Annotated in this window: 12 protein-coding genes; 7 read left to right on the plus strand and 5 right to left on the minus strand. The window is 42.3% G+C overall.

Annotated elements, in window-relative coordinates:
• The first annotated feature begins 329 nt into the window (after nt 1–329).
• From GL182_RS19965 to GL182_RS19995, 7 genes are all read left to right on the plus strand, one after another.
• A complete protein-coding gene (locus GL182_RS19965) occupies nt 330–4466 on the plus strand; it encodes a two-component regulator propeller domain-containing protein (RefSeq protein ID WP_163381555.1) in 4137 nt (1378 codons plus the stop codon).
• 197 nt (nt 4467–4663) lie between these two features.
• Complete coding sequence (locus GL182_RS19970; protein WP_163381556.1) at nt 4664–5683, plus strand: glycoside hydrolase family 43 protein; 1020 nt, start codon at nt 4664–4666, stop codon at nt 5681–5683.
• Nucleotides 5684–6148: 465 nt separating this feature from the next.
• The gene (locus tag GL182_RS19975; RefSeq protein WP_163381557.1) at nt 6149–7300 is read left to right on the plus strand and encodes a DUF4856 domain-containing protein; all 1152 of its coding nucleotides are present in this window, start codon (nt 6149–6151) and stop codon (nt 7298–7300) included.
• Entirely contained in the window at nt 7290–8414 is a 1125-nt protein-coding gene (locus GL182_RS19980) for an imelysin family protein (RefSeq protein WP_163381558.1), read from the plus strand. Before GL182_RS19975 ends, GL182_RS19980 begins: the two co-directional genes overlap by 11 nt.
• A 9-nt stretch (nt 8415–8423) precedes the next feature.
• Nucleotides 8424–9779, plus strand: a complete 1356-nt coding sequence (locus GL182_RS19985) for an HTTM domain-containing protein (RefSeq protein ID WP_240469903.1) — start codon at nt 8424–8426, stop codon at nt 9777–9779.
• Complete coding sequence (locus GL182_RS19990; protein ID WP_163381560.1) at nt 9776–12202, plus strand: TonB-dependent receptor; 2427 nt, start codon at nt 9776–9778, stop codon at nt 12200–12202. Before GL182_RS19985 ends, GL182_RS19990 begins: the two co-directional genes overlap by 4 nt.
• 514 nt (nt 12203–12716) lie before the next feature.
• Nucleotides 12717–13058, plus strand: a complete 342-nt coding sequence (locus GL182_RS19995; RefSeq protein ID WP_205603696.1) for an EthD family reductase — start codon at nt 12717–12719, stop codon at nt 13056–13058.
• Nucleotides 13059–13218: 160 nt separating this feature from the next.
• On the opposite strand, the gene GL182_RS20000 is transcribed toward GL182_RS19995, so the two are convergent.
• The 5 genes from GL182_RS20000 to GL182_RS20020 all read right to left on the minus strand — a co-directional run bounded on the left by GL182_RS20000 (nt 13219) and on the right by GL182_RS20020 (nt 16640).
• Entirely contained in the window at nt 13219–14154 is a 936-nt protein-coding gene (locus tag GL182_RS20000) for an alpha/beta fold hydrolase (protein WP_163381561.1), read from the minus strand.
• A 57-nt stretch (nt 14155–14211) separates the two neighbouring features.
• On the minus strand, nt 14212–15582 hold the full coding sequence (locus tag GL182_RS20005) for an FAD-binding oxidoreductase (RefSeq protein ID WP_205603697.1): 1371 nt from the start codon (nt 15580–15582) through the stop codon (nt 14212–14214).
• Nucleotides 15583–15734: 152 nt separating this feature from the next.
• Nucleotides 15735–15962, minus strand: coding sequence for a helix-turn-helix transcriptional regulator (locus GL182_RS24530; protein ID WP_163381618.1), 228 nt, complete (start codon nt 15960–15962; stop codon nt 15735–15737).
• Between the two features lie 34 nt (nt 15963–15996).
• Nucleotides 15997–16413 carry a type II toxin-antitoxin system VapC family toxin gene (locus GL182_RS20015; RefSeq protein WP_163381562.1) on the minus strand — a complete coding sequence of 139 codons (417 nt, stop codon included), beginning with the start codon at nt 16411–16413 and terminating at the stop codon, nt 15997–15999.
• On the minus strand, nt 16413–16640 hold the full coding sequence (locus tag GL182_RS20020; protein WP_163381563.1) for a hypothetical protein: 228 nt from the start codon (nt 16638–16640) through the stop codon (nt 16413–16415). Before GL182_RS20020 ends, GL182_RS20015 begins: the two co-directional genes overlap by 1 nt.
• Nucleotides 16641–16772 lie beyond the last annotated feature (132 nt).

Consider the following 16772-nt stretch of genomic DNA (forward strand, 5'->3'; position numbering starts at 1 on the left):
ATAGCTTAAAATGGTATTTGCCCTCTATTTGGCTGAATTCTTCAACTTGGATTTATTTTAATGAAAAAGGTATTTATCGCGCAGGTTGATGCCTGACAGTATTATTGGATGAGGATAATTGCCGGGATTTAAGGAATAAAAATTGATTTATTGGCATAATCATGGTGTAATTGAATAGTATACCTCAAGTTATAGATAGATAAGTCTGTATGCTATCGGTTTTTATTAATATTATTTTGATCGAGTTCTGTTTTTATAAAATAATTGAGTAGATTTAAGTATAAATCATTGTTTGTCAGATGGGTAAACTGATTTCTATATTCGTGTTAATGATCTCACAAGTTTTGTCAGCCCAAAACAACGACCTGATTTTTCAGCGTTATTCTATTCAGGAAGGGTTGAGTCATAATAGTGTGCTCAGCATCATTCAAGATCGGAGAGGGTTTATTTGGATCGGTACCTATGATGGACTGAATCGTTTTGATGGGTATCAATTCAAAGAATACAATTATGACTATCAGGACACTACTACCATTTCCCAAAACCTAACCATGGCTTTGCATGAAGACAGTAAGGGTAGGATTTGGGTCGGTACGGCTGGTATGGGTTTATGTCATTTTGATCCCCAAACAGATAAATTTGTCAGGTATTCCACCACATTTAAAGAAAACGGCGAATACAAAGAAGTGCCTACTATAAGTACCATTCAGGAAGATTTAGAAGGAAATATATGGTTTGGCTCCGTAAATGGCTTGTTTAAATTAGGACCGGACAGCAAAAGCCCCGTTCAATTTCCTTTGGGGTCCGAAAGGCCCGTGATTAACAGTTTAACATTAGACTCTTCTGGAAATATTTGGGTAGGAACCTTTGGAGAAGGCCTTTTTAAAATTTCTGATGATGACCATCCATCCGTTACTCAATGGACTCATGATCCTGAAGCCCGGGAAAGTGTAGCCAGTGACAATGTAATGGCGGTATTTGAAGATCACCGGGGTACCTTTTGGATTGGATACATAGGAGGAATGGATAGTTTAGACCGAAATACCAGTGAATTTATTCATTTCAGGCACAAGCCGGATGATCCCAATTCACTAAGTACAGATATCCTTAACACGAGAGCCATTACTGAGGACAAATGGGGGAATTTGTGGATTGGCACCACCAATGGGCTCAATAAATTGAACAGGGAAAGAACGGTTTTTACCCGCTATCATTCAGACCCCAATAACCCCCATTCCATAGGGAGCGACGATATCCACGCAGTGCTGCTTGACGATATGGGGAACCTGTGGCTGGGGACGGTTAATGGAGGGGTAAGCTTATCCAATCTGCAACCTAGAGCGTTTAATCTGCTTCAGAATGAACCGGACAACCCGAATTCTTTAAGCAGTAATATGGTAAGGGCTATATTTGAGGATAAGGATAAAATGCTCTGGATTGGCACGGAAGGAGGAGGATTGAATAAATATAATCGGAAGGATGGGACTTTTACTCATTTCAAACATGAGCCTGATAATCCGAAAAGTCTCTATAATAATCTCGTCAGTTCTGTTTTGGAAGACAGTAAGGGAGATTTTTGGATAGGTTATGGGGGGAATAATTTTTATGTAAATAATGGAGGCGTGACCAAAATAGATAGCGCCTCAAATAGTTTTATTCATTTTGATATTCAGGCTTCAAAAATTTCCGGAGAAGGAGATAGGGATTTGGTTTCCATTTTTGAGGATAAAAGTGGCACCATTTGGCTCATTACACAAAATGGGCTAAAAAGATTTTCAGCGGAGACAGCAACCTGGGATCATTTTTTACACAGCACATCCAAGCCGGAGGGAATAAGTGATTTTTGGTGCTATGCTATTTTTGAAGACAGCAGGGATGATTTATGGATAGGGACTGGGGCCAAGGCTTTGAATAAAATGGATAAAAAAAGAGAAGGCGTTTTTCAACACTACATTGCCGACCAAAATCTATCGAATGGTTTGAGCAGTCATTCTATCAGGCACATTGTGGAAGACCATCAGGGTTATTTATGGTTTGCTACAAGTGGGGGCGGATTGTGTCAATATGATCCAAAAACCGAATATTTCACACCCTATACCCAAAATGATGGGCTACCCAGTAATACCATCAACCGTATTGAAATAGATGATACGGGTAAATTTTGGATGAGTACCAATAAAGGGATTTGCCGCTTCGATCCTATCAGCAAGGAAGCGCAGAGTTTTGACCTGGGGTACGGATCACTGAAGCATCATTTTACAACTGGTTATTTTAATGCGGGATCGAGTACGAAGGGGAAGGACGGCACCTTGTATTTTGGGGGGAGTGATGGCGTTGTTTACTTCCACCCGCAGAAAGTCAAAGCTGCTCCAAATCCGGCTCCTGTAGCGCTGACGAAATTCAATATTTTCGACCAGGAGGTAGCCGAATGGAACGAGTCAACGGCCATTACCCTGCCACACCATCAAAATTTCATTTCCATGGAATTTGCAGCATTGAGTTTCGTCAATGCCCATAACAACAAATATGCGTATTATTTGGAAAATTTTGACCAAGACTGGATTTATTCCGATGACAGGAGATTTGTCAGCTATACCAATCTGCGTCCCGGGGAATATATTTTCAGGGTTAAAGCTTCCAATTATGACGGCGTGTGGACTGAGACAGGAATCAATTTACCCATCACCATCCTCCCCCCATGGTGGCAGACCTGGTGGGCTTATTTGTTGTTTATCATGCTGAGTGTGATGGTGCTTTATTGGATGAGGAGGAGTATCATCTATTGGGAAAGACTAAACGCTGACCTGAGATTTCAACGCCTGGAAGCGGAAAAAATGCATGAACTTGACCAGGCAAAATCAGCATTTTTTGCCAATATTTCCCATGAGTTCCGGACTCCACTCACCCTGATTTCCGGGACAGTTGAGTCATTGAAAAATGAGGAGAAATCAAGCCTCAGAACTCAGTCTTATGAGTTCATCGAGAGAAATGCGGCTAAGCTGCTCCGTCTGATCCATCAGTTATTGGATCTGTCCAAATTGGAATCGGGCAAGCTTAGGGTGGAAGCCCAGCCCGGGAATATCACAGAATTTCTGGAGCAGCTTACAGGATCCTTTATTTCCTTGTTTGAAAGCAAACAAATTTACCTTCAGACTGAATTGCCTGAGGAGGATATGTTTGTTTATTTCGATGCTTCAAAGTTGGAAATGATCTTTTCCAACCTTTTATCTAATGCCTATAAATTTACTCTGGAAGGAGGGGAGGTTGGTTTTTTGGCCGAGGTGAAGACTGAAAGGGACAATCTTTTGAAACTAATGGTAGAGGTAAAAGATACCGGGATCGGAATCCCTAAAGACAAACTATCACACATTTTTGAACGCTTTTATCAGGAAGAATCTTCCAAAACCAGAACCTACGAAGGTACCGGAATCGGCCTTTCACTGGTGAAGGAACTAACCGAACTTATGCATGGGGAGGTGTCGGTAAAAAGTTCGCCTGGAAAAGGTACTGCTTTTAAGGTAGAACTTCCCCTGAAACGTGTAGCTTCACATGAACTGAACCAGATACAGTACAGTGCTAAACCAAACGGTTCATTCAGAAAGGACCATCAACAGCATTTAAACATCAAAACCCCAATTCAATCTGAAATGGCGGTTTTGGACAAGCCAAAGATTCTTCTGGTGGAAGACAATGCGGATCTGAGGAGTTTTATGCGGGGACATCTCCAGGATGATTATGGGGTATCGGAATCAGAAAATGGCGCATCAGGCTATGAAATTGCATTGGATACCATTCCTGACCTAATTGTAAGTGATGTGATGATGCCCGTAATGGATGGGATATGTTTGTGTGAAAAGCTAAAGCATGAAGACCGGACCTGTCATATTCCGATCATCCTGTTAACAGCAAGGGCGGATATGGATAGCCGACTGGAGGGCCTGAGTATTGGGGCGGATGATTATGTGACCAAACCCTTTAAAATGGAAGAGTTGCTTGCCAGGATTGGCAACTTGCTGGAGTCAAGAAGAAAATTAAGGGAAAAATACAGCAATGCCATTTCACTTGACCCCAAAGAAATCTCGGTGACCTCCGTTGAGGAAAGGTTTGTCCGAAAGCTGTTGGAGATAATGGAAAAATACCATGCTGATCCATCCTTTGACGTGGAGACATTGGGCAGGGAATTGGGCATGAGCCGAACTCATTTTTACCGAAAGCTAAAAGCCATTGTCAACCAGCATCCTACTGAATTCATTCAGACCTTCAGACTTAAAAAGGCCGTCCAGCTTTTCAAAAGCAATTATGGAAATATCAGTGATGTGGCCTATGGTATAGGCTTTAATAGCCTGACCTATTTTACCAGGCTGTTTAAAAAACACTACGGCATAACACCTTCGGAATATATTCAACAATTTTCAGAAAATAACCACCAGTATAAACACCAAAACTATGAAAAAGGGAATGATTAAACTTAGCGTATTTTACCCGATATAATTTTTCATCAATTTCTATAATTGTCCTCATGATGTATATCTTTGGATTAAATAGGCACATCATATCCTTTCATTGAAATATATGCCTGATATTGATTTCTAGCCTTTGGGAAAAAAGGTTGCATTTTCTCAACTCAATTCTTCTAAATTTAGATTTCCGAAATTGGTGTACTATGAAAATCAACACTGCTTCTTTACTTGTTATCTTGGTTTTAGCCTGTTCTCCCAAATCAACTAACGAGGATACTTCTCCGAAACTTTCAGGAAACCCCATCTTCGAAGGTTGGTATGCCGATCCGGAGGGGACGATTTTTGGGGATGAATACTGGGTCTACCCGACCTTTTCGGCTCGGTTTGAGAACCAACTTCATTTCGACGCATTTTCATCCAAAGATTTGGTCACCTGGGAAAAGCACGAATGGATTCTCGATACTGCTGCCATCAAATGGGCAAGACAAGCCATGTGGGCTCCTTCCGCAATCCAGAAGGATGGTAAATATTTTCTCTTTTTCGCCGCAAATGACATTCTTACCCCCGACCGGCCCGGGTATGATCCCGATAATGACATCAACCATAGCGGAGGAATCGGAATAGCCGTGAGTGATGCTCCTGGAGGACCATATAAAGATTATTTAGGTAAACCTTTACTTTCGGACTTTTATCATGGTGCCCAACCGATTGATCAGTCTGTCTTCAAAGATGTGGATGGAACCCATTATTTCTTTTATGGTGGTTGGGGGCATTGCAATTTGGGTAAACTCAATGCGGATTTTACCGGGTTTGAACCTTGGGAGGATGGGCAGCTTTTTCATGAAATCACTCCCGAAGGCTATGTCGAAGGACCTTTTATGTTTTTAAGAAATGACATCTATTACCTGATGTGGTCCGAAGGTGGCTGGACCAATGAGAGCTACAAAGTAGCCTATGCCATGGCGGACAAACCCACAGGACCCTTCGATCGTATCGGAACAATTTTAGAAAAAGACAGTATCGCTACAGGAGCGGGGCATAATTCTGCGATAAATAAACCCGGCACAGATGATTGGTACATCGTTTACCACCGACGACCCATTCCCAATGAAGACCGGGATCATCGGGTTACCTGCATTGATTTGATGGAATTTAATGAAGACGGTACGATCAAACCCATAGTCATGACCTTTGAAGGTGTGGCTGCTAATCCCATTGACTGAAAAATTTGTAATTCCCCGTTTCTAGCTTTCTGATATCGGTAGGAAGCCCAGGGGAATAGGCATACATGAATTTTTCGTTGCGATTGTAATGATCGTATGGGAATGGGCTTGAGCCTGACTAGAGGCCAATTTCTGGTGGATTTTCCCAGGACATGTTTTATCAAAGACTACAGAAAGCGTAGCCTTTTTCAGCTTTGCCTGCAGCATGGTTTGTTTTTCTCTACAGGGGCATTAACCCCACTTATTTTTCTTGAATAAAGCCATCGGAGTCCAATTTATCAATTTTTTCCCCGTCAGGGCCTCCTGTTTTATTTGGCCTTTCAGATGACGATTTCTTTCGGAAACTACCTAATATTTTATTTAAAATTAATCTAAATAATATTTGTATTTAAATTTTCTGAATTTAACTTTGCCTTATATTATAATTAATCTAAATAAAACCCGATAGCGTAAATCTAGATAGAAATGAATTACAAACAAGCTTCACTCATTGCTTTTTCCGGATTGATGGCCTTTTCCTGCGTGGAAGAAAATGTGCCCGAAAATGAATCCATTAATCCGCCTGATACTTATGTTTTTGAAAGAGATGGAGCCTCCACAGTATATTATCAAGGCCAGACCGATCGCTTGAACATGCTTTCAGAAATGAAAAGTTATTTGGTATCCGGAGACGGGGGAGAGGCACTTTCTTTTCAGAAATTACTGGACATGTATTCCAATTCGAATGCGCCTTTTTCCGATCAGGATTTGAATGCGGCCAACACCAAACAACTGGAAAATAAAACCAATGCAGCTCAGGTTGAATTTTTTAAGAATTTGATGTCTGAGGCAGCTGAAGTCAGTCAGGATGTTGCCGCCAACAACACTGCTGCCGCCAATGGTGTTGCCGGAAAGGTAGAAAGAGGTACCACGGGAAATTTTGTCAATGTAAATGAAAAAGGTTGGGAATTTACCCAACTCATTGAAAAAGGATTGATGGGAGCGGTTTTTTATGACCAGATTTTTAATACCTATCTAACTGAGTCTAAAATCGGAGATGGGGTCGATAATGAAAATCTGGAGGAAGGAGAAAATTTCACTGCCATGGAGCATCATTGGGATGAAGCTTTTGGTTATTGGGGTGTACCTGCAGATTTTCCAAAAGGGGATCCTGTTTTATCACTTGAGTACAAAAGGTTCTGGGCCAACTACACCGACGGTAGAGATGATTTACTCAATGTGAGTCAGCCCCTGATGGATGCCTATATTTTAGGAAGGGCGGCTATTGTAGACAACCAACACACAGTTAAATGGGATCAGGTTGATGTGATCATTGATTTGCATGAATTGGTATCTGCTGCAACAGCAGTGCATTATATCAATGATTCCATGGGTTATTTATCGTCAGGAGATCAGGGAAATCTTTTACATGCCATGTCTGAAGCGTATACTTTTGTCAGTGCACTTCAATATAGCCCCAGTAAAAAGATCAGTCAAAGCGACATCAATGAAATCCTGAATACTGACCTGGGCACGGATGGTAATTTCTGGCTCGTCAGCGTAGAAAGCCTGCAGAATGCAAAGGATAAATTGACCGCAGCTTATCCGGAATTAAAAGACCATGAGGATGCGTTGTAAATCACTAGGCATTTCATTGTTTATGGTAACAGGCCTGATTGGCCTGTTACCTTCTTGCGTTGAAGATTCCGCAGAGGAAAATCAGCAGGAGACCTCCAGAATACCTGTTTTGGAAAATCTTGCAAGCAATATTATCGTTCCCGGATATGAAAACCTCCATACCCAAATTTCGCTTTTGGATCATTCCGTAAAAGATTTTACCACAGAACCGAATCAAGCTAATCTGACGGCACTTCGAACGGATTTCATAAGCGCCTATTCCCAATGGCAAAAAGTCTCGTTTTTGGAATTTGGTCCTGCATTTTCCCAGACCTTAAGGGCAGAGTTCAACACTTTTCCGACCGACAACTTTTCTATTGACAATGCGATTGAATCCGGGGAGTTTTCTTTGACGGGTTTCAGCACGCAAAATCGACGGGGTTTGCCTGCCATGGATTACCTGATTTATGGCCTGGCGGATACAGATGAGGCAATCATTGAGAAATACAGCACTGATGACAACGCCGGGAACCGCAAAGAATACCTGTTGGCCCTCAGCCAACTTATTTTAAGCAAAAGTGATTTGGTCTATAACCAATGGCTTCCTTCAGGTGGGAATTATCAGGAAGAGTTTATCCAAAAGGACGGTACAGATGTAGGCTCTTCTTTTGGTGAAATGGTCAATGCCCTTTCCCAATACCTGGAGCGATTCACCCGGGATGCCAGGATGGGTATTCCTTTGGGCAAAAGATCTCAGGGGGTGATCATCCCAAGAAATGTGGAGGCCTATTACAGCGAGCAATCTGTTCCTCTACTAAAAGCGCATATTTCAGGAATGAAGGATTTTTACCTTGGAAAACAGGGAGACAATGATGGCAAAGGCTTTTATGAATTGCTTCAGGAAATCAGAGCTGGAGAAGACGAGGGCCTGGCCGATCGGATTCTGGCTCAATTTGACCTGATTCTGAGCAGGCTTGATCAGGTACCGTCTCCGCTTTCAACTATCATTCAGACCAACCCTGCCCCTGCGGAGGCAGCACATCAGGAATTGCAAAAGCAGGTCATCCTCATCAAAACAGAATTTTCCTCTGCACTGGGAGTGCTGATTACTTATCAGGACAATGATGGAGATTAAATGAAGAAAGTGAAAACACGGATAATCAATGGTATCAATAAACCAATTTCAATAGCACCCCTGGTTCACTTTAGGGTGCTTTTTGGTTTGATCATGTTTATCAGTGTTGCCAGGTTTGTATTCTACGGGTGGATAGCAACCCAATACATTGAGCCTGAATTTCATTTCAGCTATTATGGCTTTTCCTGGGTAAGCAATCCTGGTGAAACAGGCATTTACCTTCTTTTTATCACCATGGCATTGTCGGCACTAGGCATTGCCATGGGCTATTACTACAAGGTGTCGGCACTGCTTTTTTTCCTTTCTTTTACCTATGTGGAATTGATTGATGTCACCAATTACCTCAATCATTATTACTTTGTAAGCCTGGTCGCCTTTTTGATGCTCTGGATGCCTGCTCATTTAGCTTTTTCAGTTGATTCAAAAAGGAAAGGGTTCACGATTTCCCGGATTCCCTATGGGTATGTGCTCGCTATTCAATTGCTGCTGAGCCTGGTCTATTTTTATGCGGGACTGGCTAAGCTGAATCCGGCATGGATGATGGAGGCCCTACCCCTGAAAATATGGCTTCCCATGTTTAGCCATTTACCACTGGTAGGAGCCTGGATGAGCGAACTCTGGGTGGCCTATGCCTTCAGTTGGTTTGGGGCCATTTACGATCTCAGTATACCGTTTTTTCTTTTTTATAGCCGGACCAGGCCCTATGCCTACATGGCAGTGTTGATTTTTCACTTGTCTACCTGGCTGCTTTTTCCCATAGGGATGTTTCCCTTTATCATGATTCTGGCCACCACTATTTTCTTTTCTCCGGAAAGCCATTTAAAAGTAGCCTCTTCCCTCAGGAATATTTTTCGAAAGAAAAGTGCCACTGCGTACAGCTCTTCGAATGAGCCATACAAAACACCCTACCAAAAGCTGATTTGGAACCTTTTCGCTTGGTTTTTGGTGATTCAGCTCCTTTTGCCCCTGCGGGCTTATGCTTATCCGGGTAATCTGTTCTGGACGGAGCAGGGTTACCGCTTTTCCTGGAGGGTCATGTTGATGGAAAAAGCAGGATATGCCATTTTCCATATCAGGGATAAAGTGACAGGGAGAGAATGGGAAAATTATGCCAGCGATTACCTCAGTCCCATGCAGGAAAAACAAATGGCAACCCAACCGGATTTGATTCTACAATTTGCCCATTTTCTGCAGCAAAAACTGGCAGATGAGGGATTTGAGGAAGTGGAAATCAGGGCTGAGGTATATGTCAGCTTAAATGGTGGAATGAACCAGTTACTGATAGATTCCAGTGCTGACCTGACCCAGATAGAAGATGGTTTTGCTCCTAAAACCTGGATTTTACCTTACAAGAAAAGTTTATGAAATGCTTGCTGACCATATTGCTTTTTTCCCTGTTTTTTCTTCCGTTACAGGCGCAGGTTACGGTAAATGGAACCGTGGAAAGTATGGGTGAATCCATTCCCGGAGCCAATGTTTTCTTACGGGGAACCGGATTTCAAACAGTAACCGACCAGAATGGAGCATTTACGCTTGCTGCTATTCCTCAGGGAGATTATATCCTGCAAGTGTTTTTTTCGGGTAAAAAAATGTTCACTACAGACCTGTCTATCCGACCGGAAGAGCAGCCCATTCAGCTAAGGATATCCTTGGAGGAGATCAGCGCTGAATTGAGCCAGGTAATCGTAAATGGTGACCATTCCGATGCTTATGGCATCCGCAGGTTAGGCGCAGTAGAAGGAATGGCCATCTATGAAGCCAAAAAAAATGAAGTCATTCAGCTCAATAATATCACCGCCAACCTGGCAACCAACAATACCCGGCAGATATACGCCAAGGTTCCCGGGTTGAACATCTATGAAAGTGATGGTGCAGGTTTGCAGTTGGGCATAGGTGCCCGGGGGTTGGACCCGAACCGGACTTCCCATTTCAATGTGCGCCAAAACGGATATGATATTAGTGCTGATGCATTGGGATACCCTGAGAGTTATTATACCCCTGCCGCAGAAGGAGTGGATCGCATTGAGGTGGTCCGTGGTGCCGCTTCTTTGCAATACGGTACCCAGTTTGGCGGTTTGCTTAATTTTGTCATGAAGGAAGGCCCGGAGGATAAAAATCTCAGCCTGGTGCTCAGAAATACCGTTGGCTCCTATGGCTTTTTGAATACTTTCAGCAGTGTAGGCGGGCAGACAGGCAAATGGAACTACTATGGATTTTTCCAATATAAAAGAGGAGATGGCTGGCGGGAGAACAGTGAATTTGATTCCAAAATGGCCTATACTGCGCTTTCGTACAGGCCAAATGACAGGTTCAGGGTAAAATTGGAGTACACCATGATGGATTACCTGGCCAGACAGGCAGGGGGGCTTACCGATGCGCTTTTTGAGCAAAATCCCAGACAATCGATCCGCTCCAGAAATTGGTTCAAGGTCAATTGGAATTTACTGGCTTCCCATTTGGATTACAAATTCAACCAGCAACTCAAACTAAACTTCAGGAGCTTTGGCCTGATCGGAGGCCGTGATGCGCTCGGCAATTTGGGTAGAATTGACCGGCTGGATGATGGGCTGGGGCGAAATCTTTTTGTTGATGATTTCAGCAACTATGGTTCCGAGCTCCGATTGATTTATAATTATCGCCTGGGAAATCAGGAAAACGCATTTTTAATCGGGGGCCGCTATTACAAAGGGTTTACGGACCGGAAGCAGGGACTGGGTCCGGCAGGGGACGATGCGGACTTTCATTTTCTTAACCCGGACAATCTGGAGGATGCAGATTATGATTTCCCAGGAAGAAACACCTCCTTTTTTGCAGAAAACGTATTTAATCTGACGGATAAAATCAGCCTTACACCAGGTGTAAGGTTTGAATCCATTCATACGGCTGCAGCAGGCTATTACACCGGCAGCACCCTGGTTCCTGATCCGGTTACGGGATTTGCCAGAGACTCCACCTTTAAAGTATTTGAGGAGCTGGACAGAAAAAGAAGTTTTGTGTTTGGGGGGTTGGGGTTTAGTTACAAGCTCAGGGAAAACCACGAGCTGTATGCCAATTTTTCACAGAATTACCGGTCGATCAATTTCAATGATATCCGGGTCAATAATCCAAATTTGGTGGTAGACGAAAATATTCAGGATGAAAGAGGCTATAATTTTGATCTGGGTATCCGTGGTAGCCAAGACAGGAAATTCAATTATGACATCAGTTTATTCTATTTGAAATACCAGGATAGGATAGGAGCCATCCTGCGAACCGACCCAGAAAGTTTTAGGATATACCGCTACCGAACCAATGTGGCTGATGCCTACAGCATGGGCCTGGAGGCTTTTGGGGAAATGGATCTGTTCCGGGTCCTGGAGCGGAATGAAAAATACAGATTGAATTTGTTTACCAACCTTTCCGTAATCGATGCCCGCTATCAAAGTTCAGAAGAAAGGGTGCTTGAAGGCAACAGGGTGGAATTGGTGCCCCCCTTCAGCATTCGTTCCGGGCTTACCTTTGGCCTGGGCGATTTTAACATGACCTACCAATATTCCCATGCAGCCGAGCATTTCACAGATGCCTCAAATGCGGTCAGGACCCCATCAGCGGTGGAAGGGATCATCCCGGCGTACCAGGTGATGGACCTTTCGATGAGTTATTTATACAAATTTGTCAAACTGGAGGCCAGCGTCAATAATCTGACAGACCAGCTTTATTTTACCAGAAGGGCCGCTGGCTATCCCGGACCGGGAATTATCCCCTCGGATGGCAGGACTTTTTTCCTGACAGTGGAATTGAATTTTTAGAAATGATTCCTAACCGATTTGAAATTTAACCCGGATTATGTATTAGGTTTCAATATGAAGGCCGAAATTGCAAGAAAATCAGGCAGTTTGGAAACTGTCACCGCGATGGTGAAGTTGAAAACTGAAACGAAGTGACTGGTTTTGAAGTAATTTCAATCTGAAATAGAATTCCAAATACATGTTTCGGGTTTAAGTTTTAGAAGCACAGTATGCCCCATCAAAAGACGGCTTCCATTAAAAATTTAGATCACTTTTTTCATTCTTCAGGTATTCTCACAATCCCAGGATGAGGGGTATCTGAGCATTTTCTTCTATACACTTTTACTAATGAGATTTGGCGGTAGCCTTTTATTATTAAACAAGGTCGAAAGGAACGATTGTTTCAATTTTTGCAACATGTGTACTATAGGGTGATGCTGTTAGATATTATCTTCATTGCAGAAATATATTTACAAAAGGACATGTCCCATATGGTACTAAAAATAAACTCTTCAAAGAAACAAATAACTGGCATATGAAAAAAGGAATGATTAAACTCAGCGTATTCTATCCAAATGGAGGTGACATAACTTTTAATATGGATTATTATTTCGATCGCCATATTCCCCTGGTAAGGAGCTTATTGGGAGAGGCTTGCAAGGGAGTTGAAGTGGAGAAGGGTTTGGCAGGATTGGGAGAGCCGGACACCCCGGCACCCTACTTGGTATGTGGGCATTTATTCTTTGACTCAATGGGAGATTTACACAAGGCTTTAAATGTAAACCTGGATCAGATGGCCGGAGATATCCCAAATTTCACCAATGCACAGGCAGATCGGCTTGCTTTTCGCTTTTCAAGGTATCCGTTGCTGCATTGAGGTTGGTTTCTGTTTTTGCTGACTGGTCGCAGACTATTAGGCAAAGGGTGGCCAACAATAGACTGGATTTTAATAATGTTTTCATCATCGGGGGGGTTAAATTTTTTGTGTGATATGGGAATAGTACGCTATTCAAGCACGTTAATATTGTATATAAAGTCTAAAAGTTTCTATTAAGAAATGAAAGGACGAGATCGCTAAATAGCGAGGTTTCGTGGATTTTTAAATCGTGAGAAGATGCTGGAATGGGAGCCCGGACCACATTTGGAAGGCACTGCTCCAGCTGATCATGTATCAAACCAAACATTTCAGGACTATATTCTCCTTCAATTAACAGAACAGGTATTGTAAATTTTCTGGCCTCATTGCACGTAAAAATCGGGAAGAAACCCACACCTTCATTGTTTATTCCAGCCACTCCTCCCATCAATTCCCTGGAATTTTCCAGCATTGAGATATGACTCGAAGATGGAATATTCTCATAGATTCCTTCACCCAGAACCCCGTTGATAAAGAACTGCACCCCTTCTTCAATTTTGCCATTCTGAATGGCACGATGGGAGGGGATTATTGAATTTTGCATAAAGCCTTGGAAGACAGTTTCACCATGAGCTGTGGAGACCAATAACGACATTAGAGGAGGTTCACCTAGTGTCACAGAACGGACAAGCTCCGGATGATTGCGAGCTACCAGAAGGGAGGTTAATCCACCGTACGAATGACCAATCAGATGAACTTTGCCAAGATCCAATGTTTGTATGAATTCAGCAAGATCTTCTGCATGGATGTTCATTGTATAGTCTGAAGCATCATTGGGCCAGGGGTTTGGATAGTGGTAACGGCGGCTATACGAAATCACTTTGTGATTTTCTGACAAAGCCTCCATTTGGACCATCCATGATCTGTAATCTCCCAGGCTTCCATGTACCAATATCACCGGATCTCCCTCTCCGCAGACAATGTAGTGTAGTGATGTTTCATTGATTTCTGCTGTGTAAATAGCTGAAGCGCATTCTAGCTGCTGAGCAACACTTTGCTTTAGATCGACCGTAATGATTAATAGTAAGACAAACAGTGACTTTATTATTAGTTTCATATAGTTCTATTATTGTTGTCTTCAATGGTCAGGTTACCATTAAAATGGACAATTTTATCATTTCCCTGGCTTGATATTCTGATTCACATGAAAGAAATTATGGGGATCGTATTTGGTATTTATTTTCTGCAAACGCTTATAATTTTCACCGTAGGAGGCTTCAATGCGGTCCTGTCCTTCTTCCATCATGAAATTGATATAAGCACCTCCAAGCTCATGGGGATGCAGCGCTTCCCAGTAACTTCTGGCCCAGGTTTTGATTTTTTCATTATTGGCAGGTTCGGGGTCTACCCCAACGATCACCATAGACCATCTGGCATCTCGTTTGTCCCAGGCGGTTTCATTTTTACCAACCTGGTGTGCAGCACCATCCACGGGATATAAATGCATGGTTGAAAGGGGAGTAGGTACCCGGGAGAAACGAAGATGCTCTTCAATGGCCTCATCACTGATTTCTCTGACAAAATCCCCTTTCCAGTACCATTGATATCCCTTTGGATAAAGGTCATCGAACATGGATTGAAGTTCTGGATAAGGCATCTCAGCGGTGTATTCAAAAAGTGGCTTGGCTACCTCCCGGGCGGGCTGGATAATCCTTTCAAATTGGTCTTGCGGACCGGTATAGCACCATAAAAGTCCGCAGACTTTTTTGCCATGAATCTCCTTCGGAAATGGATCGCCTGCGGCCACTTCCGCTACAAGATAAAATGCGTACACTTCGTCCGGCATCGTAGGTAGCCAGTTCCGGTACCATTTCAAGGTGGTTTCAAGCTGTTCTATCGGCCAGAACATCGGTCCTGCAACCACATTTTTAACGGGATGAAGCCGGTATTCAAATGAAGTAACGACACCGAAATTTCCGCCCCCACCGCGCAATGCCCAAAATAGACCCGGATTTTCATCTTTACTGGTATGGATAACCTGTCCATCTGCGAGCACTACCTCCGCACCGACCAGATTATCAATGGTGATTCCAAATTTACGCGTCAGGTAACCATGTCCTCCACCCAGTGAGAGCCCCCCTACTCCTGTAGTGGACATTATTCCGCTGACTGTGGCCAGTCCGAATTCATGGGTGGCTTTATCCACTTCTCCCCATGTACATCCGGCTTCCACCGTTACCGTTTTCTTTTTTGGATCTACCTGAATCCCTTTCATCAGTGAAAGATCAATGGCCAGACCGTCATCCACCAGTGAAAGTCCGGGACCGTTATGCCCGCCACTTTTAATGGAAACTTCCATTTTATTTAATAGGGCATAATTAACCGCAGTAAACACATCTTCCACATGCTTGCATTTGACGATAACAGCAGTCTGCTTCTCTATCATGGCATTATAAATGGTACGGGCTTCCTGGTAATTGAAGTCTTGGGGGAGAATGACTTCTCCTGAAATTTTCATTTTCAGGCTATTTGTTTGCGTTTCCATAGCAGGTTCCTGGTTTAGGGTAGATAGATTTGAATGGGTAGTAAAAATTTATTATCAAAGCTATCTTTAAAAACCTACTAATTCCACCGCATTTAATTCAAAAAATGCAAGATTTGATTCACCTGAATTTTAGGTAGGGCCAGAATGAAAAATCAAATGGCTATCTGTGAGGGGTTGACACCATATTTCTCGTTAAAGCATTTTGAAAAGTAAGAAGGATTATTATATCCTACTTCCAGGGCTATTTCCGAAATATTATACTTGTTTTCCTTCAAAAGAGAAAGGGCCTTTTGCAGTCGTTTATCGCAAATAAAACTTACGGGAGAGCGGCCTGTAAGTGCGGAAATTTTGCGGTAAAGTTGGGGTTTGCTGATGCCGATTTCACTACTAAGGAGATCAACGCCAAAAGTTTAATCAGAAAATCTGGTTTTTGAGAAATTCCGAAGGTGAAAAAACTTTTAAATTTGAATGTTCAAAGTCCTTTACATTTCTGGTAATCACAGTTTCAATACCAAAGGAAGCTGCAGAAAATACTTGAACCGCATCTTCAAAGTCTTTAAAGTTGGATTTGATGGCGTTTACAATAATTTGCTTATCAACTCCAATTACTTCTACAATTTCGATTACGTTGGAAATAAACTCCAATGCCAAATCGTGGCCTTTTACTTTTTTTGATATATAATAAATATCAGTAACTGTAGCCGCAGTAATGTGTCCTTGGATTATTCCCTGATCAATAAGGCCAAAAATTTGGACAGCGTTGTCAAAAAAAGAATTTCTCTTCAAGGCAATATCAAGAATTACATTCGTATCAAAAAGTACTTTTTCCATTATTTGTATTTTTCGGACAAATAATCAAACTTTTGTTTTTCAATATCGATTCCTTGAAGGAAGCCTGCCCATTTCTTGACAAATTCAGTAGCTTTCATTGGTTCTTTATTGATTTTTTCCTTAGGTAATATGATTATTTCAACTTCTTGATCAAAAAGATCAGGATTGTTCGGAAGCTGTATAGTTCCGGAATTGGAAATTTTTGTCATGAACCTAAATGCTTTCATTTATAATAATTTTTGCTTTGTAGTTTCTTTTAAGTTAATTAACAAAATTTGAATTTGAAAACCAACGACCATCCATTTAAAAAGATAACAACCTGGCTTTAAAAATGATTGCTTATTATGATGGTTCTACCA

Origin of the sequence: Cyclobacterium sp. SYSU L10401 (genome assembly GCF_010993705.1) — a bacterium.
Taxonomy (GTDB): domain Bacteria; phylum Bacteroidota; class Bacteroidia; order Cytophagales; family Cyclobacteriaceae; genus Cyclobacterium.